Here is a 24,177-nt window from a genome sequence, read left to right as displayed (position 1 = left end):
GCGGGCCAGGCGGCAGCGCGGCACAAACGTTTTGGCGCGGCCATGAACCGACGGGAGGCCGGAGCGGATGGCGACGCGAAAACTCAGTGATGAGCAGAGCTTGCGAGCTTGAGGGCTCTACCCGTGCTACGCACGGCAGGCCGCCCCGAACGTCGGGAAGCCAAACAGCAAGTTGCGAGGGGCAAGGGATGCGGGGCGGTCGATGACGACTCCCGATCCGGGGGAGTCTGTCAGTCGGCCAGCTTCGCAGCCATTGCGGCGTGCGATAAATCACTGGTTGAACTGGCACTGTCCACGTGGGGACTCCTGAAATTGCGATCTGCCGATTATCGGTCCAGACCGGGTTCAGGGTCAACCCTAGGTGGCTTTCAGTTGCAATTGCGTCGGGGTCTGGCGGGTTGCAGGCTCGGCCCATTGGCGCACACAGCCCCAGACGATCAGGGCCTGTGCGGCGTAATAGCTGCCGAGCACGCTCACCGAGGACCAGGGCAGCGGCTGCACAAAACGGTTGATGGCCAGTATGGAGTCGCTGAGCATGAAAAAGCTGGCGCCCAGGGCGGTCAGCAGTGCGGCGCGGCTGCGCAGTTGACGATAGCGTCCCCAGGCCTGCGCCGCCATCAGGGCGATGACGCCGACATAGGCGGCCACGGGCAGGCGCAGGGCGGCGGGCAGGCCATGGGTCCAGAGAAAGACATACATGGTGGCGCCGATCGCAGCCACGAGCAGCAGTGCGCGGCGATCGGCAAACCAGGTCACATCAAACCTGAACAGCGCGACATAGCAGACATGGGCCAGCAGAAAGCTGATCAGGCCGGGAATGAACAGACCGGTTTGCAGCTGTCCGTCCAGCATCAGGAAGACATCGCCAGCCATGGAAAAAACAATAGCAGCCAGCAGCACTTGAACATGTATTTGAGGCAGGTTTTGCATTGTGTGCAAGGCATGTCTTGCGCAAGATGCTATGCATATGAGAGCAAAAACCATGGTGGCGGGCTTGAACAGCCAATGCCATGGCTGCAGACCGAGCGCCGCCGTGGCCGTGGCCAGTGCGCCGCTTTGCAGCATCAGCGCCAGCCACAGACTGATGCGTCCCTGCATGGCAGCGCCCAGAGCCCATTGCCCGGTGAGCAGCACGCCGAACCAGATCAGATTGGTGGCCAGCGGCGACTGGTCGGCATGCCAGAGAAAGACCGAAGTGCCTGCAACCAGCGCCGCGAACTGCAGGCCGGCAAACCAGCGCAGCCCAGTGCCCATGGGAGGCGAATAGATGATGCGGTGCTCGTCCAGATCGAAGACGGGCCTGGGAAAGCGCTGCGCCACATCGGCTGGCCGCCAGCCCGGCGGCTTGAACCAGACGCGGACCTTGTCCATCCAGCTGCGTGCGTGCCAGCTGTCATGCGCCAGCTGGCGGTAGACGCTGAAGTTGGCCCACAGCGGGTCCCAGCTCTTGAGCAGGCCGCGCGTGCCGTAAACGCAGGGCTCCTCGTCGTCCTCGGTCTTGTAAGTGCCAAAGAGCCGGTCCCAGACGATGAGAATACCGCCGTAGTTCCGGTCCAGATAGCGCTCGTTGACGGCATGGTGCACGCGGTGATTGCTGGGCGCGCAGAACCAGCGGTCGAACCAGCCCAGCTTCCTGACCTGCTCGGTATGCACCCAGAACTGGTAGAGCAGGTCGATCAGCCCGACCACGGCAAACACCAGCGGCGGCACGCCGGCCAGGGCCATGGGCAGATAGAAGATCCAGCCCAGCAGCGCGCCGGAGCTGGTCTGGCGCAGCGCGGTGGAGAGGTTGTAGGCCTGGCTTTGGTGGTGCACGGCGTGGGCGGCCCAGAGCACGCCCACTTCATGACCCATGCGGTGCAGCCAGTAGTAGCAGAGGTCGTAGAACAGCAGGGCCAGCAGCCAGCCCGGCAGGCTGAGCCAGAAGGCATCGGCCTCGATCAGCGCCACATGGCTGGCCACGACGGTGTAGATGCCCAGCGTCAGCAGCTTGGTGAAGACGGCGCTGGTCTGGCTCAGGACGCCCAGGTTCAGCGAGCTGATGGCATCGGCCAGCGCATAGGCATTGCGCCCGCGCCTGAGGCTGACGGCCCATTCCACGGCAATCAATGCAAAAAAGACCGGCGTGGCCACAACGATGACTTGGCTGGGGGAGAGCATGGTCATCGATTGTGGGCAGGGCGCGGCGCGCGGCGCCTCGCATCTTCCCTAGTTGCGGCTCTTGGCGCGGGCGCTCACAACCGTATGCCGCGCTTGTGGATCAACGCGCCCCAGCGCCTGGTCTCCACGGCGATAAGCTCGGTGAAGCGTGCCGCATCCAGCGCCAGGATTTCCGCATCGGTGGCAGCCAGCCGCGCGCGCACTTCGGGCGTCGCCAGCGCGCGCTGGAACTGCTGGCTCAGCCACTCGACCACCGGCACGGGCGTCTTCGCCGGTGCGCCAATGCCGTACCAGGACTGCACCAGGATATCGGGATAGCCGGCCTGTGCGATGGTGGGTACCTCGGGCAGCGAGCGCGTGCGCGCTGCGGCGTTGACAGCCAGAGCCCGTACCTTGCCGGACTGGATCAGCGGCAGCACCAGGTTCTGCGAGATCAGCGCGAACTGCAGCAGGCCGGAGCCCAGGTCCAGCAGCGCCGGCGGCTGGCCCTTGTAGCTCACGTTGGTCAAGCGGATGCCGGTGCGCTCGAAGAACAGTTCCTGCGCCAGGTGGATAGAGCTGCCGGTGCCGGGGTTGGCTGCGTTGAACTCGCCCGGTCTGAGGGCCGCCAGCGCAACGAACTCCTTCAGCGTCCTGGCGGGCACCGTGTCGTGCACCACGAACACCGTCGGCGCGGAGGCGATGCCGCAGATGCCGACGAAATCCCTGCTGCGCAGCCGGCTGTCGGGCATCAGGTGCTCGGCTGTCGTCAGGATCGGGGACGCCGCCAGCAGCGTATAGCCGTCGGCCGGGGCCCTGGCCACCGCATCGATGCCGATGCGCCCGTCGGCGCCCGGGCGGTTGTCGACCACGATGCGCTGCGGCAGTGCGCTGGAAAGCGGGTCGCAGACGGCGCGCAGCACCACGTCGACGACGCCGCCTGCGGGATAGGGCACCACGATGCGGATCGGTCGATCGGGGTAGCCGTCATGGCTTGGCGAGGTGCCGGCGCGGGACATGCCGGGCACCAGACCGGCCAGCAACAGGTGAAGGTGAAGGTGGAATTGCCGACGGTCCATGCTCGTCTCTCCGGTTCTAGGCGATGTAACCCGCCATTGATTGCAGGGCCTGGCGTGTCTCGGTCACCAGGCGGTCCATCACGGCGGCCACGGGCTCGATTCCGCGCAGCCAGTGCACGCTCTGCCCCGCAGCCTCGTACATCAGCGGCCCGATCTGGTGCTGTTCCACCGCCGCCAGCAGATCGCCGGTGAGAGCCTGCTGGTAGGGCATGGACAGTGGCTCGGGTGCGCCGGGCTGTGCCCAGGCGTCGCTGAACGCGCTGCGCAGCACGCGGCAGGGCTTGCCGCTGTGGGCGCGGGTGATCACCGTGTCTTCGCTGTCGGCCTTGATCAGCTTCTTCGCCAGCGCCTGCGGCATTTCGTGCTCGCGCGTGCCCAGCCATAGCGTGCCCAGCCAGGCACCTTGCGCGCCCAGGGCCAGCGAGGCCGCCACCTGCGCCCCGGTGCCGATGCCGCCGGCCGCGATGACTGGCCGGCCCTCGGCTGCCGCCACGATCTGCGGTACCAGCGTGAAGGTGCCGATGGGCCCCGTGTGGCCGCCCGCGTCATAGCCCTGGGCCACCAGGATGTCGGCCCCGGCTGCGATCGCCTTTTGCGCATGGCGCACGCTGCCGACCAGGGCGATGGTGTGCAGGCCGCGGGCCTTGATGCGTGCCAGCGCCTCCACCGGCGTGCCGACGCCGGCGGCAAAGACCTCGATATCGCTGCCCGCAATGGCGTCCACCTGCTCCTCGAACAGGCTCTGCGAGCGTACGTACTGCGAGAAGAAGTTGCCTTCGGTGGCGGGCGGCACGTCGTATTGCCTGAACAGGCCCTGCACGAAATCCCTGTGCACCTGGGGCAGCGCGGCAGCCACGGCTGCGCGGTCGTCGTGTTCGGGCAGGCCGGTGGGCAGCAGCAGGTCCACGCCCACCGGGTGGTCGGGGCACAGTTCGCGCAGCTGGCGCAGCTTTTTCTGCAGCTCGTGCGGGCCGTCACGCGCGGCGGCATAGACGCCCAGCCCGCCGGCCCGTGAGATCGCGGCGGCCACTTCGATGCGGTGGGCCAGACCAAAGATGGGCAGGCGTATGCCCAGCCGCCGGCAGAGGTCGTTGGTCAGTGCATTGCTCATGTCCACAGCTCCGGCTCCATGTCCAGGCAAGGGTGCTGCGGCAGCGCGGCGGCGCGCCGCAGCACATGGCGGCCGATCAGCGTCTTGTGAATCTCGCTGGTACCTTCGCCGATCTGGTTCATCTTGGCGTCGCGCAGGAAGCGCTCGAGCGGGAAGGCCTTGAGGTAGCCGTTGCCGCCCAGCAGTTGCAGGCAGTCGACCACGATGCGCATGCACAGGTCGGTGGCATGCAGCTTGGCGATCGATGCATGGATGGCCACGTCGGCATCGCCTGCGTCGTAGCGCTGCGCGGTGCTGTAGACCAGACAGCGTGCGGCCTCGATCTGGGCCGCCATCTCGGCCACCATCCACTGGATGCCCTGGTGCGCACCCACCGGCTGCCCGAAGACCTGGCGCTGGTTGGCGTACTGGGCGGCAATCTGCAGCGCACCTGCGGCGCGGCCCAGCGCGATCGCAGCGTGGCCGATGCGTGCGCGCAGCAAGGTGTCCTGAGCCAGCGCCATGCCTTCGCCTTCCTTGCCGAGCAGGTGCTCCGGCGCGATGTGCACGTCGTCGAAGCTGACCAGCGCGATCGGCACGCCGTACCAGCCCAGCTTGGGAATCACCGGCGATACCGTGATGCCGGGCGTGTCGCGCGGTACGACGAAGGCGCTCAGTCCGCGGCCGCCGCCGGGACCGTCCGCCTGGCGCGCCACCACCACGAACATGTCGGCCACGTTGGCGCGCGTGATGAACTTCTTCTGGCCATTGAGCGTCCAGCCGCCCTGCGGCGCCGGTGCATAGTGCGCTCCCAGCCGCGCCACGTCGCTGCCTGCGCCGGGCTCGGTCAGTGCGAAGGCCGACTGGCGTGCGCCGCTGGCCAGGTCGGGGATCAGCGCGCTGCGCAGCGCCTCGCTGCCGCCGGCCACGATGGGGCGCGATGACAGGTCGGTGCCTGTGACCAGCGAAGCGGCTGTCGAACACACGGACGCCACTTCCTCGATGATGCGCACGCGCAGCATCATCGACGCCTCGCTGCCGCCGTGCGTGCGCGGGAACGCGGTGGCGACGATGCCTTCGCGACATAGCAGCCGGAAGGTATCCCAGGCGAAGACGTCCTGCTGGGCCACGCGCTCGGCGTCCGGGCCGATGCGCTCGGCCACCAGAGTTTTCACGCGCTCAAGCAGTGCGGCTTCATCGGGCGACAGGCGCACAAGCGGGTGGTGGGATTCGGGAATCGACATGGGGTCTCCTTTGTTTCAGATTCGCCTCAGATGACGCCTGCCTCGCGCAGGCGGGCCAGTTCGGCGGCAGGCATTGCCAGCTCGCCCTGGTAGAACGCTTCGTTGTCCTGCCCCAGTGAACCGCCGGCGTGGCGGATGCGGCCGGGCGATCGGGCGAACCGCGGCACCACATTGGCCATGCGCACGCTGCCGAAGTCCCGGTCGGGCACGTCGCAAAGGGCCTGGCGAGCGCGCATGTGCGGGTCGGCCTCGATCTGGTCGATGCCGTAGACCGGGGCGATGGTGCCCTGCGCCGCTTCGAAGGCGGCCAGCACCGCCGCCAGCGGATGTGCTGCGCACCAGGCCGCGAAGATGCCGTTCAGCTCCTGGGCATGCTGCACGCGGCCGCGGTTGTTGGCGAAGCATGGCTCGTCTATCAGCTCGGGCCGGCCTATGGCGCGGCAGTTGTTGGCAAACATGGCATTGGTGCTGCCCGACAGTGATACCCATTGCCCGTCGGCAGTGCGGTAGACCGCAGCCGGTGCAGAGTACTGGTTGGCATTGCCCGAACGCTGATACACGGTGCCCAGCTGCTCGTGCTGGATGGGCAGGAACTCGAGCAGCTTGAGTGTGGCCTCGGTCAGCGACAGATCGATTTCCTCGCCCGGGGCCTGCGGGTTGCGGGCGCGGCGCCACAGCGCAGCCAGCACGCCTACCGCACCGAACAGTCCGCCGACGTTGTCGGCCAGTGGGTAGCCGGAGTGCATGGGCGCTCCCTGGGCTTCGCCGCTGATGTAGGTCAGGCCGCCCATGGCCTCGAACAAGCGTGCAAAGCCCGGCCGGTCGCGGTAGGGGCCGCTCTGGCCGAAGCCCGTGGTGCGCAGTATCACCAGGCTGGGCTGGGCCTGCCACAAGGCCTCTTTGCTCAGGCCCCAGCGGTCCAGCGTGCCGGGGCGGAAGTTCTCGATCAGCACATCGAACTGGGGCAGCATGCGCAGCAGCAGCGCGGCGCCCTCGGGCTTGCGCAGGTCGAGCGTGACCAGGCGTTTGCCGCGGTTGGTCACTTTCCACCACAGAGGCTTGCCGTCCTTGTGCGGTGGGAAGTCGCGCATGCCGTCGCCTGCGCCGGGCAGCTCGGCCTTGACGACGCTGGCGCCGTAGTCGGCAAGGAGGGCCGCGGCCGAGGGCGCGGCAATGATGGTGGCGATGTCCAGGACGCGCAGTCCGGTGAGAGGTCCGTTCATGGTGTGCATGTCTCCTGCAGGTCAATGTAGGAAACAGCTAGCCGCGAGCCAACCAGAAATATGAGAATCAGATATCTCGTTTTCAGATGGATGCAGAAGCTGCCATGACCCACGCCACCGAAGCCCTGGAGTTGCTGACACTGAAGTCGCTGAGGACGCTGGCCGCTGCGATCCAGGGCGGCAGCCTGACACGCGCGGCCGTCGAGCGTGGACTGGCGCAGTCGGCCGTGAGCCGGCAGATCGCCGAACTGGAGCGCGCACTGGGCGGCGCGCTTTTCTATCGCACCGGACGCGGCGTCAAGCCCACGGCACTGGCCGAGCAGATGCTGCCGCGCGTTTCGGCTTTGCTGTCCGAGGCCGAGGCGCTGGTGCGCCTGGGCAAGGAGCTGAACGGTGTGCCCAGCGGCCTGGTTACGCTGGGCCTGGTGCCGGGTGTGGCCGGCTTCATGGCCGCGGCACTGTATGGCGAGGTGGCGCAGCGCTTTCCCGAGATCCGGCTGCGCGTCATAGAGGGCTATAGCGGAGACATGGAGGTGGCGCTGAGCCAGGGCCGCATCGACATGGCGATCCTGAACCGCTACCGGGCCAGAGGCAGCAACAGCTACCGCAAGCTGGCCGATGCGCAGATCTGCGTGGTGGGCCGCCAGCGTGTGCTGCAGCGCATGCTGGCGCCGGCGGATACGGCCCTGCCGGTCAGCTTGGCCCTGCAGACGCTCGAGCGCCTGCCGCTGGTGCTGCCGGTGCCTCCCAACGCCATCCGCAACCTGCTCGATGAGCAGACAGGCCGGCAGGGGCTGCACCTGAACGTGATCCTGGAGGGGAGCTCATCGGTGATCCTCAAGAGCATGCTGGCTCGGCACGACTGCGCCACGCTGCTGCCGCGCCATGCCGTCAGCGAGGAGCTGGCCTGTGGCAGCCTCGCAGCCATTGCGCTGGCGGAGCGGGTGTTTCGTCAGCATGTGGTGCTGGCTACCAGCAGTCAGCGTCCTTTCACTCTGGCAGGCAAGGCGGTGGCGGCCCTGGTAGCCGAGACCGCCGGTGCCTTGATGGCCCGACAGGCAATGCTTTGAGATCGTGGATCAGAGGTTTTCAGGGGTAAGCATCGATTGCTAAGTAGTTTTATTTATGACATTTCGCGAGAAGCGAACCGATAATTTCGCGCATATCCCCGGTCGGCAAGCTGTCTTGACCCGCCGGCCTGCACGGGCACTCCGCCGTCCGCATGTTGCGGCGAGGTGCCCGTGACCCACTGCTGCCTGTACATGTCCATACCACGCCGCTCTCTTGTCGCGACCGCCGCCCTGATGGCTGCGGCCGGTTTTTCCGCTCCCGTTCTTGCCGCCGCCGATGCCTGGCCTGCCACCAAGCCCATCACGCTGATCGTGCCGTTCAGCGCCGGTGGCAATGTGGACACCACGGCACGCCTGATCGGCCAGAAGCTGGGCGAGCGCCTGCACCAGTCCATCGTGGTGGACAACGTGCCTGGCGCCGGCGGTGTGCTCGGGGTGAGCAAGGCCGTCAAGGCGCCGGCCGACGGCTACACCTTGCTCATGGGCTTTGACGGCCCCATCAGCATTGCCCAGCTGGTGAATTCCGCCGTCAAGTACGACGCCGAAAAGGATCTGACCCCCGTGGGGCTGACCACCATCGCCCCGGTGGTCGCCGTGGCCCGTCCCGGCCTGCCGGCGCACAATCTGAACGAGCTGATTGCACTGGCGCGTTCCAAGCCCGGATCGCTGACCTACGCCACTTCGGGCGTGGGCACCATGCTGCATCTGGCCATGGAAATGCTGCAGGAGCGCGCCAAGATCAAGCTGGTGCATGTGCCCTACCGCGGCGGCGCCCAGATCACCAGCGACGTGATGGGCGGCCAGGTCGATGTGGGCATGCTCACCACTGTGAGTGCCGTGCCCATGATCCAGCAGAAAAAGCTCGAAGGTCTGGGTGTGACATCGGCCAGGCGCATCGATGCCATCCACGCTGTGCCCACCTTTGGCGAGACGGCCGAACTCAAGGGCTTTGACCTCAACACCTGGACGGGGCTGTTCGTGCCCGCCAAGACGCCTCAGGCCGTGGTCACGCGCCTGGCCACCGAGCTCGATGCCGTGCTCAAGATGCCCGATGTGCGCAAGCGCCTGGAAGACGGTGGCGCCACGCCCGGCTCCGGCACCCAGGCCAGCTTCGTCCAGTTCCTGAAGAAGGAAAAAGCCGGCTATGCCCAGATCGTGAAGTCGGCCAACATCCAGGCGGAATAAGCCATGGTCGCGCCTCTGAACCCGGTGCATGCCGAGATCCACCCGCCCGTGCTGCCCGAAGTGGCGGCCGTGGCGGCCGAGATGCTGGCCCTGCGCCATGATCTGCACGCCCATCCCGAGCTGGCCTACGAAGAGCACCGCACCGGCGATATCGTGGCCGCCAGGCTGGCCGAATGGGGCTACGAGGTCCATCGCGGCCTGGGCGACACCGGCGTGGTGGGGACGCTGCGCTGCGGCGATCACCTGGATGGCAAGCGCCTGGGCCTGCGCGCCGACATGGATGCACTGCCTATCCGTGAAGCCACGGGCCTGCCCTATGCCAGCCGTCACGACGGCAAGATGCATGCCTGCGGCCACGATGGTCACACAGCCACCTTGCTGGCCGCAGCCAGGGTGCTGGCCGGGCACAAGAACCAGCTCCAGGGCACGCTCAATCTGATCTTTCAGCCCGCCGAGGAAGGTCATGGCGGTGCGCAGAAGATGGTGGAGCAGGGCCTGTTCGAGCTGTTTCCCTGCGATGCGCTCTACGCGTTTCACAACGAACCCGGCTACCCGGCCGGGCAGTTCGGCTTCCGCTCGGGCGTGATGTATTCCAGCTCGGACACGGCCATCATCACCATCCGCGGCAAGGGCGGCCATGGCGCCATGCCCCACGTGGCCGTGGACCCCATCGTCGTGGCCTCGCATCTGGTGCTGGCGCTGCAGACCATTCGTTCGCGCGAGATCGACCCCAACGACATGGCCGTGGTCACCATCGGTGCCATCCATGCGGGCGATGCGCCCAATGTGATTCCGGAAACCTGCGAGCTGCGCGTGACCATTCGTGCGCGTTGCCCCGAGGTGCGCCAGCAGCTGCGCGAGCGCATCACGGCCATGGCACATGCCCAGGCCGCCGTGCACCGCGCCACGGCCGAGGTGGACTACAAATGGCGCTATCCGCCCGTCATGAACGACAAGAACGCGACCGATTTCGCAGTCGGTGTGGCACGCGAATTTCCGGGTGAGCAATGGCTGATTCCCGATCTGCAGCCGCTGCAGGCCAGCGACGACTTCGCCATCATGCTCAACCAGGTTCCCGGCAACTATTTCATCGTCGGCAACGGCATGGGCGAGGGCGGCTGCATGGTGCACAACGCTGCCTATGACTTCAACGACAACCTGCTGCCCGTCACGGCCTCGTTCTGGGTCAAGCTGGCCGAGAGCTATCTGCGCCGCGACTGAGTTTTGTATGAGTGAAATTGCATCCGTGGTCGATCTTTGCGGCCAGAACCTGCCCGGCTTCGACGCCACGACCGACTACTGGCAAGCCATCGTCACCGAGGCCGAGCTGCCCCAGTCGCCGCTGCCGCCCTATGCGAAGAGCTACCCGGCCAGACTGCCCGACGGCCGCTATCTGCTGCTGCCGCTGCGCGGCATGCCGACAGCCGATGGCTCGGCACCGGACCGCTGCGTGGCCTCTCTGATTGCCAATCAGGCCTCGTTGGAGGTGGTGGAGCAGCTGGCGCTGCATATGGCGCAAGGCGCGGGGGCGCATGATTTCGATGTGATCATAGGCCTGCCCACGCTGGGCCTGGCCTTCGCGCCGCTGGTGGCGCGCCACCTGGGTCACCGCCGCTATGTGCCGCTGGGCTATTCGCGCAAATACTGGTACCGCGACGAGCTCTCCGAGCCCGTCAGCTCCATCACCACGCCGGGCAAGGGCAAGCTGCTCTATATCGACCCCAATCAGCTGAGTCTGATCACTGGCAAGCGCGTGCTGGTGGTCGACGATGCCGTGAGTTCGGGCACAACCATGGTGTCCGGTCTCAAGCTGCTGGAGCGCTGCGGCGCCGAAGTGGCCGCCATCGCCGTGGCCATGCGCCAGGGCATGCAGTGGCAGCAGAAATTGGTGCGTGCCGATGGCAGCGCCATCCCCGTGGTCGCGGCCTACGACTGCCCGCGCATGGAGCGCCGTGCCGACGGATGGTGGCCTGAAGGCTCATAAAAAGAGAGCTGCTGGCGAATTTCATATATGAGTTTCAGGCTGTTTATGCCTTGAAATCATTTTATGAAATGCGTTGTAAGCTCTTGTTTATATAGCAATCAAGGCCCGGAGCAGGAGCGAATCAGGTCAGCGCACCGCGCCCGTCCACGGTGAAGATGCGTTCGACCACGCCCTTGAGCCGTCCGCCGCGCACGCCGATCAGATGGTCGTGCAGATTGACCGTGGGGTCGCAGTGGCCGGGAATCAGCCACAGCGTCTCGCCCAGCGCGGGCAGCCAGCCGCTGTGGTTGCCGGCATCGGCATCGGGGTGCAGCACGCCATGCTCGTCGCCGCCGTTGGCAAAGCGCAGCGCGTTTTCAGGCGGCAGCGCATGCAGCCTGGGCAGGCCTGAGTCTATGGCATGGGCCTTGTGGCCGGCGTCGCAGACGGCATGCCCGCTGCTGAGCGACATGACCTGGGTCTTGACGTAGAGCGCATGCTCGAACAGGGGCTGGGCCGCGTCGCGCTGGTTGGCCGCGTAGTCTGCATCCATGAAGAGGAAGGAGCCGGGCTGTATTTCTCCATAGATGCCGCTGGCGGCCTCGTTGACCATGGTGCCCGTGCCGGCACCCGTGATCAGCGGTATGGCCAGGCCGGCGCGGTCGAACTCATGGCGCGTGCGGTTGACGAGCTTGAGCACCTGGTCAATGGCTGCCCTGCGCTCCTCGGCGCTGCGCAGATGCTGGGCGCCGCCATGGTAGGCCTGCAGACCCGCAAAGCGCAGCGTGGGCTGGGCCGCAATAGCCTGTGCCAGCACCAGGGCGGCTTCGCCGGGCTCTGCGCCGCAGCGGTTCTGGCCGACATTGATTTCCACCAGCACATCCATGGCCGCATCGCCTGCCTGCGCATCCTGCAGGGCCCGCGCCAGCCGGGCGATGCCTTCCTCGCAATCCACGGCCAGGGCCAGCCGGCCGCCCTGTGCATTCAGTGCCTTGGCCAGAGCCGCCACGCGCGCCAGCTTGGTCAGGCCAATGACTTCGTTGCTGATGAAGATATTGGTGATGCCGCCCTGAGCCAGTGCCTCGGCCTCGCTGACTTTCTGCACGCAGTGGCCGCAGGCGCCGGCATGCTCGAGCAGATGGGCGATATGAGCGCTTTTGTGCAGCTTGGCATGCGGGCGCCAGAGCACGCCATGCTGCTGGGCAAAGCGGGCCATGCGCTCGATATTGCGGTCCATGGCGTCCAGGTCTATGACCAGGGCGGGTGTGTCTATGCGTTTGACGGCCTGGCCGACCAGGGTCTGCAAATGCTCAGGAATGTGCTTCATCTCGGCTGCCTTGCTGAAGGTGTGCGGTATCTGCCCAGCCTACCAAAGACAGGCCGTCAGGCGTCCAGAGCAGGCGATTGATGGCGCAGTTGCTCAGCTCCCAGGTGCGGGGCGTCTGGAAGTCCTGGCGCGTGGCCAGGCGGTAGAGCACGTCCATCACACCGCCATGGGCGACCAGCACGATCTGCTCGCCCTCATGCTGGCGCGCAATCCCGTCCACGGTGGCAAAGATGCGTTCGCGCAAGGCCTGCAGCGAGTCGCCACCGCCGGGCGGGGCATAGGCCGGGTTGCGCGTGCGCCAGAGCTGGGCGTCCTCGGGCTGGGTGGCTTCCACATCCTTGAAGGTGCGGCCCTGGAAATCGCCGAAGCAGCGCTCGCGCAGGCCGGTGGTGGTGTGCAGCGGGGCACCGGATCTCTGGGCAATCGCCTGCGCCGTGACATGGGCACGCTGCAGGTCGCTGCTGTAGATGGCGGCAATGCTCTCGTCGGCCAGCGCCTGGGCTGCCTGCTCGGCCTGCCACAGGCCGGTGTCGTTCAAGGGAATATCCAGATGCCCCTGGATGCGTCCATCGACGTTCCAGGTCGTCTCTCCGTGCCGGATGGCAATGATGCGCGTGGCGTGCATGTCTAGGCTCGTTCAGCGTAGGTTGTCTTGTAAGGCAGTCATTGTCTTGCAAACAAAGCATGCCATTGCCTATGTCGGCAGTAGCATGCTTTGCACAGGGGGAAACCTGGGGGTTTTCTAGTTGCTCCTTGGAAACGCGCGTGAATCTTCCATTTCTGGGCGTGAGCAATCAAACTCGGGATCAGGCACGTCCCCCGCTTGCTCGGCCCTGGCTTGTGAATTAGTTCGCTACGGCACCTGAAATTTTCACGACGTTGGCCCACTTTGCGTTCTCCGACTTCACGTAGGCCAGAAATTCTTCGGGTCGAGAAGTCCGGATGGTCACACCTCTTTCCTCCAGCTTTTCGCGAACCTGGGGATTGGCAACGCTTTTGGCAATGGCGCTGTGCAGCTTATCCAGGATAGGGCGGGGCAAATGGGCTGGCGCCATCACGCCAACCCAGGCATCCACGACCATGTCCGGTAGTCCGGATTCGGCTGCGGTAGGCACATCTGGCAGTTGCGGAACCCTCTCGCGAGAAGTGATGGCCAGAGCACGGAGCTTTCCTGCCTTCACCAGCCCCAGCGCCGAAGGCAGATTGTCGAACATCACATCGATCTGCCCTCCCACCAGGTCGGTGAGCGCAGGGCCGCTGCCCTTGTATGGCACATGTGTCAGATTCACGCCGGTCAGAATTTTGAAGTACTCCCCGGTAAGGTGCGGTGAAGTGCCGGCACCTGGCGAGCCAAAATTCATCGCGTGTTGCGCTTTCTTGGCATGGCTTATCCAGTCGCCAAGAGTCTTCACCGGCGTGGATGGGTTCACCAGTACCAGGTTGGTGTAGTAGCCCAACTGGGTGATCATGGTGAAATCTTTGATGTGATCGAAAGGCAGGTTCTTCTGCAACACCGGATTGATGCCATGGGTAGCCAAGGTGCCTAGATAAATGGTGTAGCCGTCCGCAGGCGCATTCGCGATGAACTGAGAGGCGATGTTGCCGCCGGCGCCAGGTTTGTTCTCGACAATGACGGGCCGCTTCAGCTCTTCAGACATCTGTGCGGCAACAATGCGCGTCACAAGATCTGTGGAACCCCCAGGCGGGAACCCAACCACGAATTTGATGGGCTTGCTTGGGTAGGTGTCCGCGTGTGCACTGAAACCTAGCGCAACCATTCCTGTAGCGGCGCTTGCCAGCGCCATGCGGATCAATGTGCGCTTTTTCATATCGTCATCCTCCAGTGATTTAGTGTGAAGTGGCCTTAAGCCGAGCGGAATTTCTGAATGAGCTCATCCCGGAGCTGGCGCTTTTGCACCTTGCCCAATGAGCTTCTGGGCAACTGGTCAATGATGTGAATGGTCTTGGGAGTACGCACAGCCCCCAGTGCCTCACGTACATGGGTGCGCAGCGCGTCATTGCTGCTGGTGCGCCCTTGTTTGAGTTCAACGACGGCCTCGACACGTTCACCCCAATGCGCATCGGGAATTCCAAAGACGACGCTTTCAGCCACGTCGTCATGGCGTGCCAACACATCCTCTACATCAGATGGATAGACATTGAATCCGCCGCTGATGATCACGTCCTTGGAGCGCCCTTTGATGAACAGATAGCCGCGTTGATCGAGATATCCGATATCGCCGGTCCTTAGCCACCCGCCTGAAAGCACTTGGCTGGTTTCATCCGGCATATCCATGTAGCCGCTCATGAGCAAATCACCACGAGCAACAACTTCTCCGAGCTCGTGTGCAGCACAAAGGCTGCCGTCTTGCCGCATGACCGCCAATCTGGTCAGCGGGCCAGCCTTGCCGGCGCTGCCAAGGTTCTCGTTCAAGGCGCCATCGTCGCCAGGCATGCCTGCAATGATCACAGGCGCTTCGGTCAGGCCATAGGTCACGCCGACCACGGGCCCCAGAAGTTCCCGTGCCTGCTGCAGGCGCTCGAGGGTCGCGCCGGCTCCTCCGTACAGCAGGTTCCTGAGACTTTGAAGCGTTCGCGGCCGAATCGCCTGCTCGTCCAGCATTTGGTAGAGCAAGGTGGGTGGTACCCAAGTGCCGCTGACATCATGTAGAGACATGGCATCGAGCAGTTGTCCTGCCTTTGCACCATCCATGATCAGCAGACAACCACCTGCAGCCAGCACAGGAAGAACAAAGGTGCCAGCTCCATGCGTCATGGGAGGACTTAGCAGGAAGCGCTCCGACTTCCGTAGTTTGTAGACTTGGCGCAGTGACACAACCATCGTGTTGATGCAGCGCGCAGATTGCAGAACGGCCTTGGGACGACCGGAGGATCCGCCTGTGAATTTGATGGCGAAGATATCCTCGCTATCTGCCTCCTGAATCTCTGGCACGGAATCTGTCGTCTGAGCGATTTGTGCATGAACATCGAAATCCGCATCAGACTTTCTTTGGCCGATGAACATCACCGGCACAGACTGAGCGGTGCGCAGGATTTCAGCCGACTGGTCCAGCACGATGAGATCCGGGCATGCCACCGTAATCTGCTGGCGCAGTTCGGCCTCGGGGTTCTTGGGCGTCAAGGGAATCAGCACACCGCGACACTGATAAATTGCAAGAATGCTCTCCAGCATGGCCATGCTGTTTCGGCATGCGATTGCCACTCTGGGGCGTTTGCTGCCGGAAAGGCGCTGAAAAGCCGCCGCGACAGAGTTCACCCGTTGAGCAAGCTCCCGAAATGTGACATGTTCCGTAGCTTGACCATCGGCGCTGAGTTCTGAGGCTGCTGGCGCATCTGGATAACGCAAGGCTGCTGCGTGAAAAAAGTCGATTGGAGTCATATGCCTTCGCCTTTTCAAGCCTTGTCCAGTACGGTGACCACGGCTGCAGCATCTTCAACCCGGATGAAGCCACCTCCGTTCTCTGCGACTGCGATACGCGCGCCTTGTACTTGACGCTCCCCTGCTTCGCCACGCAACTGGGTAACCAGTTCGTGCAACTGGATGATGCCTGTAGCCGCGATGGGATGCCCTTTCGACACAAGGCCGCCAGAGACATTGACGGGGCACTCGCCACCCAGGGTGGTTGCTCCGCTGACGGTGTAAAACCCTCCTTCACCGCGAGCACAGAGCCCGAGGTTTTCTATCTGCAAAACCTCCGCAAAGCTCGAAGCATCGTGCACTTCAACGACATCGATATCCTTTGCGCTAATACCTGCTGCGGCATAGGCACGATCGGCAGCCAGGGACACGCAGTGGGATTCAAGTGCTTCGGGTGCGCGATGCACGGTGCTTGACACCCCCATGCCACGTACTCGGATCGCACGTATCCGGTTCACTCTGGACAGCGCTCGCTCGCTGCACACCACTGCGGCTGCAGCGCCGTCAGAGATTGGTGCGCACATGGCACGCGTGAGAGGCCAGGCGATGAGTGGAGTACCAAGCACCTCCTGGACGTTCATCGGTGCACGGTACTGGGCCAGCGGATTGAGTGCCGAATGGGTGTGGTTCTTGGCGGCTGCGTGCGCAATATGTTCCTGCGTGGTTCCATACATTTTCATGTGCATGCGTGCGAGTGATGCATACACGTCCATAAAGAAGCTTTGCTGCTTCCAGTCCCCCCCGTCCACGCGGGCCGGCCCAACGCCTTCGCCGATTTGCAGAAGTCCCTGCCAAGTGCTCTGCATTTCATGAATGTCGGTGCCACCGAAAAATGCTTGCATCATGGCTTGCCGCTTTTCCGGGTAGAACATCTTTTCTGTGCCTACGACGAGTGCAACATCAAATAGGCCTGCCTTGATGGCTGCGTAGGCTTGAAAGAGGCCGGAACTGCCGCTGGCACATGCGTTCTCTGTATTGAAGATGGGAATGCCGCTGAACCCCATGGCGGTCAAGGCACACTGACCTCGAATGGAGTTTTGAGCCTCCATCTGTCCTTGCCGCACATTGGAAAACCATGCCGCTTCAACTTCCCCTTGAGGCAGGCCTGCATCCAATAGAGCTCCAGCAACGGCCTCGTGCGTGAGTGCCTTGACAGACCTGTCAAGATGCCGGCCCAGCGGCGTATGAGAAATACCAGCAATGAATACGTCCATCGAATGTCTCCGAGATTTCGGCACTCTTAAATTCCAATATATGGAATAAAAAAGTCCATTTGCAAAAAACTTATCTCTGGACAAAGAATAGGATCAGATCCATATTTAGTACTAAGTTTCCACATATTGGAAAAATGGCACACGGAACACAAACTTTGGAAAGAGGCTTGGGGCTACTCAAGCTGGTGGCCGCACATCACCCATCGGGACTGCGTCTGACGGACCTTGCGGAGCTTTCTGACTTGGAGCTGCCCACGGTACATAGGTTGATGGCCTGTCTGATGCGTGAAGGCCTGATCACGCAAGGCGAAGTCGGAAAGCGCTATGTGCTCGGCCAGTACTGTCAGCAACTCGTCGCAGCCTCAAGCAATGAGATGCCGGTGCAGCACACATACGGCCCATTGATTGAGGAGATCGCGCGGACCACTGGCGATGCGACGTTTCTTGTCGTGCAAAGCGGATTCGATACGCTATGCATTGGTCGCGCCGTTGGGACCTACCCGATCCAGGCCCTGGCTGTAAGCGTTGGCCATCGGCAGCCGATTGGTGTCGGCGCTGGCGGCTTGGCCATGTTGGCGGCCATGCCCGTACGAGATTCGGATGCCCTGATACGCACCAACAGAGAGCGTCTGCCTTATTACCGTGATCTCTCGATGCCGGCGCTGAAGGCGATGGTGGCACAGGCCCGCGCAGACGGTTATGCAGTGATCGGCAACTATGCGGTTTCAGGCGTGATTGGCGTAGGCGTCGCGTTACATGACTCCATGGGAAACATCATTGGCGGAGTCAGTGTGGCATCCATCAAATCGCGCATGAACAAGGAGCGGCAAGAGCACGTGGCGCAACAGATAAAGCGAGTCATGGCGCAATATGGCTCTGTCGCATGAACCGGCGCTCCGTGTTTTACTTCGCTTCTTGTGCGCAATTCACGGCGCAGCAGGAGTGCGCGCCAAGAAAAAAGGTTCATCGAGGAATTCCGTGGAGATGAGCCCGTTCATTTTGTAATCTGACGGCTGCGAAGCTGACATCGGAGAACAAATCAAATGCTGGACTCGAAGTTATTGCAGGCTCTTGGCGGCTGGGAGGGCTACGAGGTTGAACGTGTGCAGTGGCCCCAGGGCGATAGCCGCACCGTGTCGATCTATCTGAAGCCGCAGGCCAGCATCATGCATTGCGAACGCTGCGGTGCGCAGTGCAGCCAAGTCCATGAGACCACGACACGGCGCGTGCGCGATCTGGCACTGTTCGAGTACAAGGTGGTGCTGCATGTGCCGCGTCGGCGTCTGTGGTGCGATAGCTGTGGTGGCCCGCGCCTGGAGAAACTCAGCTGGCTCGGTCGCTACCAGCGCGTCACAGACCGTCTGGCACAGGCGTGCAGCCAGTTGCTTCGCAGCAGCAGCATCAAGGCAGTCGCGGCCTTCTTCGATCTTGGGTGGCACACGGTCAAGTCCATCGACAAGACCTTATTGCTGGCCACTACCGCGCAGCCGCAATGGGAGCGGATCGAGTACTTGGCAATGGACGAGTTTGCGTTGCACAAGGGCCATCGCTACGCCACAGTCGTCGTCGACCCCATCAGCCGGCAGGTGCTGTGGGTGGGGCAAGGGCGCTCACGCGAGACGGCCCGCCAGTTCTTCGAGCAGTTGCCCGTTGGCGTTGCCCAGCGCATTCGCGCGGTTGCTATCGACATGACTACTGCCTACGAGCTGGAGGTCCAGGCCAACTGCCCCAACGCCGAGATCGTCTATGACCTGTTCCATGTCGTGGCCAAGTATGGCCGGGAGGTTATCGACCGAGTGCGTGTCGATCAGGCCAACTTGCTGCGCCAACAGCCCTTGGCGCGCAAGGTGCTCAAGTCCAGCCGCTGGTTGCTACTGCGCAATCGCAACAAGCTGCGGGCTCAACAAGCAGTGCAGCTCAAGGAGCTGCTGGCGGCCAATGAGCCATTAATGGCGGTATACGTCTTGCGCGATGAGCTAAAACAGCTGTGGTTTTACCGTCGTCCGGCTTGGGCGCATCGCGCCTGGCAGCACTGGTGTGAGCAAGCGCGCCAAAGCGGTATTACAGCACTGAGCACCTTTGCTCAGCGCTTGCAAAGCTACCTGCACGGGATCATCGCCCGATGCCGGCATCCGTTGAACACAAGTGTTGTCGAGGGCATCAACAACACCATCAAGGTCATCAAGCGCCGGGCCTATGGCTACCGCGATCAGGACTATTTCTTTCTGAAGATTCGCGCAGCCTTCCCCGGTAATGCGCGATGAACCAGAAAAAAGGCCTGCAACCACGGTCGCAGGCCTTTGGTCATTGCAGCGCTTGCGCTTCAAGCGCCAGCTGCCATGTCTTGGTGTCAGATCAGTGACTTGGCATTGTCCAGCACAAAGTCGCAGGCCTTTTCCTTGAGGTTGCTCTTGACCTTGTCCAGGCTGAAGCTCTTGCCGTCGGCGCCCGTGACCATGCCCATCAGACCATTCTGGTAGCCCTGGTCCTTGGGCTCTTCCTTCTGGCCCAGGCCCAGCTTGCCCAGCAACTGGTTTTTGACCTGGGCGGCCTTGTCGGCGTTCAGGTAGTTGTTCTTCATGCAGTAGGTGAGGACGCCTGCGGCATTGCTGGCCGTTCCGGAGCTCAGGTTGCCCAGGCCCAGGGCCGACAGTGCCGAAGAGCCTCCGGAGCCGCCGAGCATGCCGCCCAGGCCCGAGGCGCTGGAGTTGCTCTCGGCCGCGCCGCCGCCCAACTGGCCGCGCAAGGCATCGCCGAGGCCGCTGGCATGGGCGCTGAAGGAGCCCGCGGCCACTGTGGCGCAAAGCAGGGTGGAGAGAGCAAGTTTCTTCATGACAGTCATCCTTTTCATGGCGAGGGCCCAGGCAGGAGGCCCCGGTTAAAGCCGAGCAGCACGTTAGCACGCGGCAGGCCCGGCAACTGTTGAAGATTGCAAATCAACGTGCCGGTGCCGCGTTGGCCGGGGTGGCTGGCGTGGCCGGTGTGGCCGGTGTGGCGGGCTGCGCGGGTGCTGCAGGCGTGCCGCTGGCCGGCTGAGCTGCCGGTGGCTGGATGACGGTGCGCACATTGCGCGGGCCCTGCGGCGGCTTGGGGAAGCCCGTCAGCGCCGCATCAAACAAAATGCCGAAGATGGCCGGGTCGTCGGTCCACACATCCTGGCGCTGGGCCGAGGTTTCGTAGACGATCTGCTGGGTCTTGATGTCGCGCATGACGATGCTCACGGCGCGGTAATACTCCAGCGGCGGTTCGTTGAACATCATGCTGCCGCCAAAGCCCCAGCCGAAACCGCGGCCGTAGCTCATGCCCCAGCCCCAGCGCGGGCCCCAGTAGGGGTCGTAATAGGGCCAGCTGGCCCAGTCGCGCGCATAGCGGGCCAGGGCGCTGATCTGCACCACCAGGCTGGCGCGCGAATCATCGCGCGTCAGGCCGACGCGGGCCAGCGCATGCTGGGCCTGGGCTTCCACGGCCGCGAAGTTCAGCTGGCCTTGCTGCGAGGGCAGGGTCTCCAGCCGGTAGGTGGCTGGCACGGGGATGGTGTTCAGTGCGGAAAAGCTCTGCACCGTGCTGTTGACCTCGCGCACCGTGCTGCAGCCGGCCAGCAGTGCCGTCGCAGTCAGGGCCACAAGGCCGATCCAGCGTAAGGAGGTTTTGCGCAGGTTCATGATGATTTCTCTGAAAACGACAAAGGCCCATGGAATGGGCCTTTGATTGGACAGCAGGGTCCGGTTTTAGTTCAAAAGTCCGCTCAGGACAGTTGTACCACTTGTACTCCGCCGGGCAGGGCTGCCATGGTTGGCAGCTCTTCATGGTCAAAGGCCATGTCGCCGTTGGGATCGGCAATGCCCGTGGCCTTGGCGTTCCTGAAGTCGTGCAGCTGGGGGTCCATCATGTGCGTGGTCACGATATTGCCCATGGCGCGGAACATGCTCTCTATGCGGCCGGGGAACTTCTTGTCCCACTCGCGCAGCATATTGCCCACGGCCACGCGCTGCAGGCCGTCCTGGCTGCCGCAGAGGTTGCAGGGAATGATGGGGAAGTTCTGGTACTGGGCCCAGCGCGTCGTGTCCTTCTCGGGCACATAGCACAGGGGACGGATCACCACATGCTTGCCGTCGTCGCTGACCAGCTTGGGCGGCATGCCCTTCATGCGGCCGCCGTAGAACATATTGAGCATCATGGTCTGCACGATGTCGTCGCGGTGATGGCCCAGGGCCACCTTGGTGCAGCCCAGCTGGTCGGCCACCTTGTACAAGATGGCGCGGCGCAGGCGCGAGCACAGACCACAGGTGGTCTTGCCTTCGGGCACGACGCGCTTGACGACGCTGTAGGTGTCCTGGTTCTCGATGTGGTAGTCCACACCGATGCTCTGGAAGTACTCGGGCAGCACGTGCTCGGGGAAGCCGGGCTGCTTCTGGTCCAGGTTCACGGCCACGATGTCGAACTTCACGGGTGCACGCTTTTGCAGCTTGCGCAGAATGTCGAGCAGGGTGTAGCTGTCCTTGCCGCCGGACATGCAGACCATGACCTTGTCGCCTTCCTCGATCATGTTGTAGTCGAGGATGGCCTTGCCCACTTCGCGGCACAGGCGCTTCTCGAGCTTGATCTGTTCGCGTTCGATCTTGATCTTGCCGGGCTTGGCGGCTTCGTCGCCGTTGGCGTTCTCTGCGGCCGCAGCATCGGCGGCTTCTGCCTCTTCGGCAATCCAGGGGTTGTCGTTTACTGCATTCATGGGGTTCACCATTGTCCGGTTTCGATGCGAATGGCTACTTCGCAGTCGTCAAAAATTTCCAGCTTCGCAATTTTCACACGCACGCCGCGCACGCCGGGCAGCTGCAGCAGGCGCTGGGCCAGCTTGCCGATCAGGCTCTCGAGCAGGTTCACATGCTCGGAGGTGCATTCGTCGATGATGATCTGGCGCACCTTGCGGTAGTCCAGCACATGGAGGATGTCGTCATCGCGCGGAGCCAGGGGCTGGGGGCCGAGGTTGAGTTCGGCGTCGACCTGGATCGGCTGAGGCTCTTGTTTCTCATGCGCAAGAATCCCCAGGCTGGCATCAAAGCGCAGGCCGGTGAGCGTGAGAATCTGTTGTCCGGAAGTGGAAGTCATGGAAAAGGGTGCGGCCTCGGTGGGCTCACATCATCGAAAAATCGCGCTCGAAGCGCTGTAAATGTTGGCCGCCGTCCACCAGCATGGTGGTGCCCGTCATGGATCGGTTTTCCAGTGCAAAGCACACGGCGGCGGCAATGTCCTCGGGCGAGGAGGAGCGTCCCAGCGGGCTCATGGCGTGCAGGGCCTCGAATTTTTCCTGGCTCAGCATATGGCTGGTCAGCGTCAGGCCCGGCGCCACTCCCACCACGCGCACGCGCGGAGCCAGCGCCAGGGCCAGCATGGTGTTGGCGGCTTCCAGAGCCGCCTTGGAGAGGGTGTAGCTCAGGAAATCGGGGTTCTGGTTCCAGAGCTTCTGGTCCAGCACATTGACCACGACGCCCTGGGCGGACTCTTCGCCTGCCGCCACGCGCTCCTGCACATGGGCGTGCAGAGCCTGGGACAGCAATATGGGCGCGCCCGTGTTGCTGCGCAGATGCGCTTCCAGCGCCACATAGCTGAAGCTCTGGGCATCGTCATGTTCGAACAGCGAGGCGTTATTGACCACGGCGTCGATGCGGCCAAAGCGCTCCACCACACGCGGCACCAGCGAGCGCACCGAGTCCTCGTCAAAGAAGTCCGCGTCAAAAGCCGCGCTGTCACCCGACAACTGCGCGCAGGAAGCCACGGTCTGCATGGCTTGCTCGTGGGAATCGCGATAGTGCACAGCCACTTGCCAGCCCGCGCGGGCCAGGGCCAGGGCCATGTCACGACCAAGGCGACGGGCGGAACCGGTCACCAATACTGTGCGTGGTTGGGCGGGTGAGGACATTCGTGGAAAATGCGGGTTGTGACGACAGAACCCTCAAGTTTAACGAGCGCCTTGCAATCCCGCATTGCCAAGGAGATTGCTGCCGTGGGCGGCTGGCTGCCTTTCGACCGCTTCATGGAGCTGGCGCTCTATGCGCCGGGCCTGGGCTATTACGCCAACGAAACGGCCAAGTTCGGCGCCATGCCGGAGTCGGGCAGTGACTTTGTGACGGCGCCTGAAATTTCACCTATTTTTGGCCAACTGGTGGCGTCCCAGTTGCGGGAAGCGCTACAAAAAACGAATACCCGCGAGATCTGGGAGTTCGGCGCCGGCACGGGCGCGCTGGCGCTGCAGATCCTTGATGAGCTGGCGGCTCAGGGCGCGTTGCCCGAGCGCTACACCATCGTCGATCTATCGGGCACGCTGCGCGCGCGCCAGAAACTGGCGCTGGCCAGGTACGAGCATCTGGTGCGCTGGGTGGATGCACTGCCCGAGGCCATGGAAGGCGTGATCATCGGCAACGAGGTGCTGGATGCGATGCCGGTGCAGCTGTTGCAGCGCACCAGGGGCCAATGGCATGAGCGCGGCGTGGTGCTTGGCGGTGACGGCGATGAAGCGGCCTTTGCCTGGGAGGACCGTCCCACCGAACTGCGCCCGCCTGTGGATATCGGCGGCCCGCATGATTTCCTGACCGAAATCCACCGCCAGGGCGAGGCATTTATCCACACCCTGGGCGAGCGTCTGGTTCGCGGTGCCGCCTTCTTCATCGATTACGGCTTCGGCGAGAGCGAGTACTACCACGAGCAGCGCCATATGGGGACCCTGGTCTGCCATTACCAGCATCAGGTGGACAACGATCCGCTGGTGCTGGTCGGCCTCAAGGACATCACGGCACACGTCAATTTCACGGGCACGGCCGTGGCGGCCCAGGATGCGGGCTTCGACGTGCTGGGCTATACCAACCAGGCGCACTTTCTCATCAACTGCGGACTTGCGCCCAGGCTCGATGCTGCCGGCATCAAGGCCCGCTCCATGGCCTCCAAGCTGGTCATGGAGCACGAGATGGGTGAGCTGTTCAAGGTCGTTGCCCTGTCCAAGGGCGTGGAGCCCTGGACGCCGCTGGGCTTTGTGCAGGGCGACCGCACATATCGGTTGTAACCCCCTGAGCGGCTGCGCCGCTTCCCCCAAGGGGGACGAGAACCTCGCTGCGCGGCGGCGCTTGCTTGTTGTCTCTGGCTTGGAGTGCGCCAGTTTTTATCAAATTGATAGCTACTGGCGCTTATTTTTTCTGGGCTGGAGGCTTGAAAC

General features: G+C 63.4%; 22 protein-coding genes. 7 read left to right on the top strand and 15 right to left on the bottom strand.

The window, feature by feature from the left end; all coding sequences use genetic code 11:
* Positions 1 to 357: 357 nt before the first annotated feature.
* From F0P97_RS24660 to F0P97_RS24640, 5 genes are all read right to left on the bottom strand, one after another.
* Entirely contained in the window at positions 358 to 2,160 is a 1,803-nt protein-coding gene (locus F0P97_RS24660) for a lysoplasmalogenase family protein (RefSeq protein ID WP_182287310.1), read from the bottom strand.
* A 74-nt stretch (positions 2,161 to 2,234) separates the two neighbouring features.
* Positions 2,235 to 3,218, bottom strand: coding sequence for a Bug family tripartite tricarboxylate transporter substrate binding protein (locus F0P97_RS24655; protein WP_182284714.1), 984 nt, complete (start codon positions 3,216 to 3,218; stop codon positions 2,235 to 2,237).
* A gap of 16 nt (positions 3,219 to 3,234) precedes the next feature.
* Positions 3,235 to 4,329: an NAD(P)H-dependent flavin oxidoreductase gene (locus tag F0P97_RS24650; protein ID WP_182284713.1), complete on the bottom strand. Its 1,095-nt coding sequence runs from the start codon at positions 4,327 to 4,329 to the stop codon at positions 3,235 to 3,237.
* A complete protein-coding gene (locus F0P97_RS24645) occupies positions 4,326 to 5,552 on the bottom strand; it encodes an acyl-CoA dehydrogenase family protein (protein WP_182284712.1) in 1,227 nt (408 codons plus the stop codon). The genes F0P97_RS24650 and F0P97_RS24645 overlap by 4 nt, the downstream gene beginning before the upstream one ends.
* Positions 5,553 to 5,578: 26 nt before the next feature.
* A complete protein-coding gene (locus F0P97_RS24640; protein ID WP_182284711.1) occupies positions 5,579 to 6,775 on the bottom strand; it encodes a CaiB/BaiF CoA transferase family protein in 1,197 nt (398 codons plus the stop codon).
* A gap of 104 nt (positions 6,776 to 6,879) precedes the next feature.
* Between F0P97_RS24640 and F0P97_RS24635 the strand changes: the two genes are divergently transcribed.
* From F0P97_RS24635 to F0P97_RS24620, 4 genes are all read left to right on the top strand, one after another.
* Positions 6,880 to 7,845, top strand: coding sequence for a LysR family transcriptional regulator (locus tag F0P97_RS24635; RefSeq protein WP_232538047.1), 966 nt, complete (start codon positions 6,880 to 6,882; stop codon positions 7,843 to 7,845).
* Positions 7,846 to 8,037: 192 nt separating this feature from the next.
* Positions 8,038 to 9,030 carry a Bug family tripartite tricarboxylate transporter substrate binding protein gene (locus F0P97_RS24630; protein ID WP_057093678.1) on the top strand — a complete coding sequence of 331 codons (993 nt, stop codon included), beginning with the start codon at positions 8,038 to 8,040 and terminating at the stop codon, positions 9,028 to 9,030.
* A gap of 3 nt (positions 9,031 to 9,033) precedes the next feature.
* A complete protein-coding gene (locus F0P97_RS24625; protein ID WP_182284709.1) occupies positions 9,034 to 10,251 on the top strand; it encodes a M20 aminoacylase family protein in 1,218 nt (405 codons plus the stop codon).
* 7 nt (positions 10,252 to 10,258) lie between these two features.
* Entirely contained in the window at positions 10,259 to 11,014 is a 756-nt protein-coding gene (locus F0P97_RS24620) for a phosphoribosyltransferase (RefSeq protein WP_182284708.1), read from the top strand.
* A gap of 121 nt (positions 11,015 to 11,135) precedes the next feature.
* On the opposite strand, the gene F0P97_RS24615 is transcribed toward F0P97_RS24620, so the two are convergent.
* The 5 genes from F0P97_RS24615 to F0P97_RS24595 form a co-directional block, all read right to left on the bottom strand.
* Positions 11,136 to 12,320, bottom strand: coding sequence for a DSD1 family PLP-dependent enzyme (locus tag F0P97_RS24615; protein ID WP_182284707.1), 1,185 nt, complete (start codon positions 12,318 to 12,320; stop codon positions 11,136 to 11,138).
* A complete protein-coding gene (locus tag F0P97_RS24610) occupies positions 12,304 to 12,945 on the bottom strand; it encodes a histidine phosphatase family protein (RefSeq protein WP_182284706.1) in 642 nt (213 codons plus the stop codon). Before F0P97_RS24610 ends, F0P97_RS24615 begins: the two co-directional genes overlap by 17 nt.
* A 220-nt stretch (positions 12,946 to 13,165) precedes the next feature.
* Positions 13,166 to 14,149 carry a Bug family tripartite tricarboxylate transporter substrate binding protein gene (locus tag F0P97_RS24605; RefSeq protein WP_182284705.1) on the bottom strand — a complete coding sequence of 328 codons (984 nt, stop codon included), beginning with the start codon at positions 14,147 to 14,149 and terminating at the stop codon, positions 13,166 to 13,168.
* Between the two features lie 35 nt (positions 14,150 to 14,184).
* Complete coding sequence (locus F0P97_RS24600; protein ID WP_182284704.1) at positions 14,185 to 15,720, bottom strand: class I adenylate-forming enzyme family protein; 1,536 nt, start codon at positions 15,718 to 15,720, stop codon at positions 14,185 to 14,187.
* Between the two features lie 14 nt (positions 15,721 to 15,734).
* Entirely contained in the window at positions 15,735 to 16,973 is a 1,239-nt protein-coding gene (locus tag F0P97_RS24595) for a thiolase family protein (RefSeq protein WP_182284703.1), read from the bottom strand.
* A gap of 134 nt (positions 16,974 to 17,107) precedes the next feature.
* Between F0P97_RS24595 and F0P97_RS24590 the strand changes: the two genes are divergently transcribed.
* Together F0P97_RS24590 and F0P97_RS24585 are read left to right on the top strand one after the other, a co-directional pair.
* Complete coding sequence (locus F0P97_RS24590) at positions 17,108 to 17,860, top strand: IclR family transcriptional regulator (RefSeq protein WP_182284702.1); 753 nt, start codon at positions 17,108 to 17,110, stop codon at positions 17,858 to 17,860.
* Between the two features lie 156 nt (positions 17,861 to 18,016).
* Entirely contained in the window at positions 18,017 to 19,237 is a 1,221-nt protein-coding gene (locus tag F0P97_RS24585; protein WP_182284701.1) for an ISL3 family transposase, read from the top strand.
* An 86-nt stretch (positions 19,238 to 19,323) separates the two neighbouring features.
* Here the strand turns inward: F0P97_RS24585 and F0P97_RS24580 are convergent, their stop codons facing one another.
* The 5 genes from F0P97_RS24580 to F0P97_RS24560 form a co-directional block, all read right to left on the bottom strand.
* Entirely contained in the window at positions 19,324 to 19,806 is a 483-nt protein-coding gene (locus F0P97_RS24580; protein WP_182284700.1) for a DUF2501 domain-containing protein, read from the bottom strand.
* A gap of 103 nt (positions 19,807 to 19,909) precedes the next feature.
* A complete protein-coding gene (locus tag F0P97_RS24575) occupies positions 19,910 to 20,635 on the bottom strand; it encodes a DUF4136 domain-containing protein (protein ID WP_182284699.1) in 726 nt (241 codons plus the stop codon).
* 83 nt (positions 20,636 to 20,718) lie between these two features.
* Positions 20,719 to 21,714 (bottom strand): tRNA 2-thiocytidine(32) synthetase TtcA, encoded by a 996-nt coding sequence (ttcA, locus tag F0P97_RS24570; protein WP_182284698.1) that lies wholly within the window; start codon positions 21,712 to 21,714, stop codon positions 20,719 to 20,721.
* A complete protein-coding gene (locus F0P97_RS24565; RefSeq protein ID WP_003050921.1) occupies positions 21,708 to 22,079 on the bottom strand; it encodes a dihydroneopterin aldolase in 372 nt (123 codons plus the stop codon). The genes ttcA and F0P97_RS24565 overlap by 7 nt, the downstream gene beginning before the upstream one ends.
* A gap of 25 nt (positions 22,080 to 22,104) precedes the next feature.
* Positions 22,105 to 22,890: an SDR family oxidoreductase gene (locus tag F0P97_RS24560; protein WP_182284697.1), complete on the bottom strand. Its 786-nt coding sequence runs from the start codon at positions 22,888 to 22,890 to the stop codon at positions 22,105 to 22,107.
* A 9-nt stretch (positions 22,891 to 22,899) separates the two neighbouring features.
* Between F0P97_RS24560 and F0P97_RS24555 the strand changes: the two genes are divergently transcribed.
* Positions 22,900 to 24,027 carry a class I SAM-dependent methyltransferase gene (locus F0P97_RS24555; protein ID WP_182284696.1) on the top strand — a complete coding sequence of 376 codons (1,128 nt, stop codon included), beginning with the start codon at positions 22,900 to 22,902 and terminating at the stop codon, positions 24,025 to 24,027.
* The last annotated feature ends 150 nt before the right edge of the window (positions 24,028 to 24,177 follow it).

This window comes from Comamonas testosteroni (assembly GCF_014076415.1).
GTDB classification, from domain to species: domain Bacteria; phylum Pseudomonadota; class Gammaproteobacteria; order Burkholderiales; family Burkholderiaceae_C; genus Comamonas; species Comamonas testosteroni_F.
Note: the sequence above shows the minus strand (reverse complement) of the source record. Positions and strands in the feature narration are given on the sequence as shown.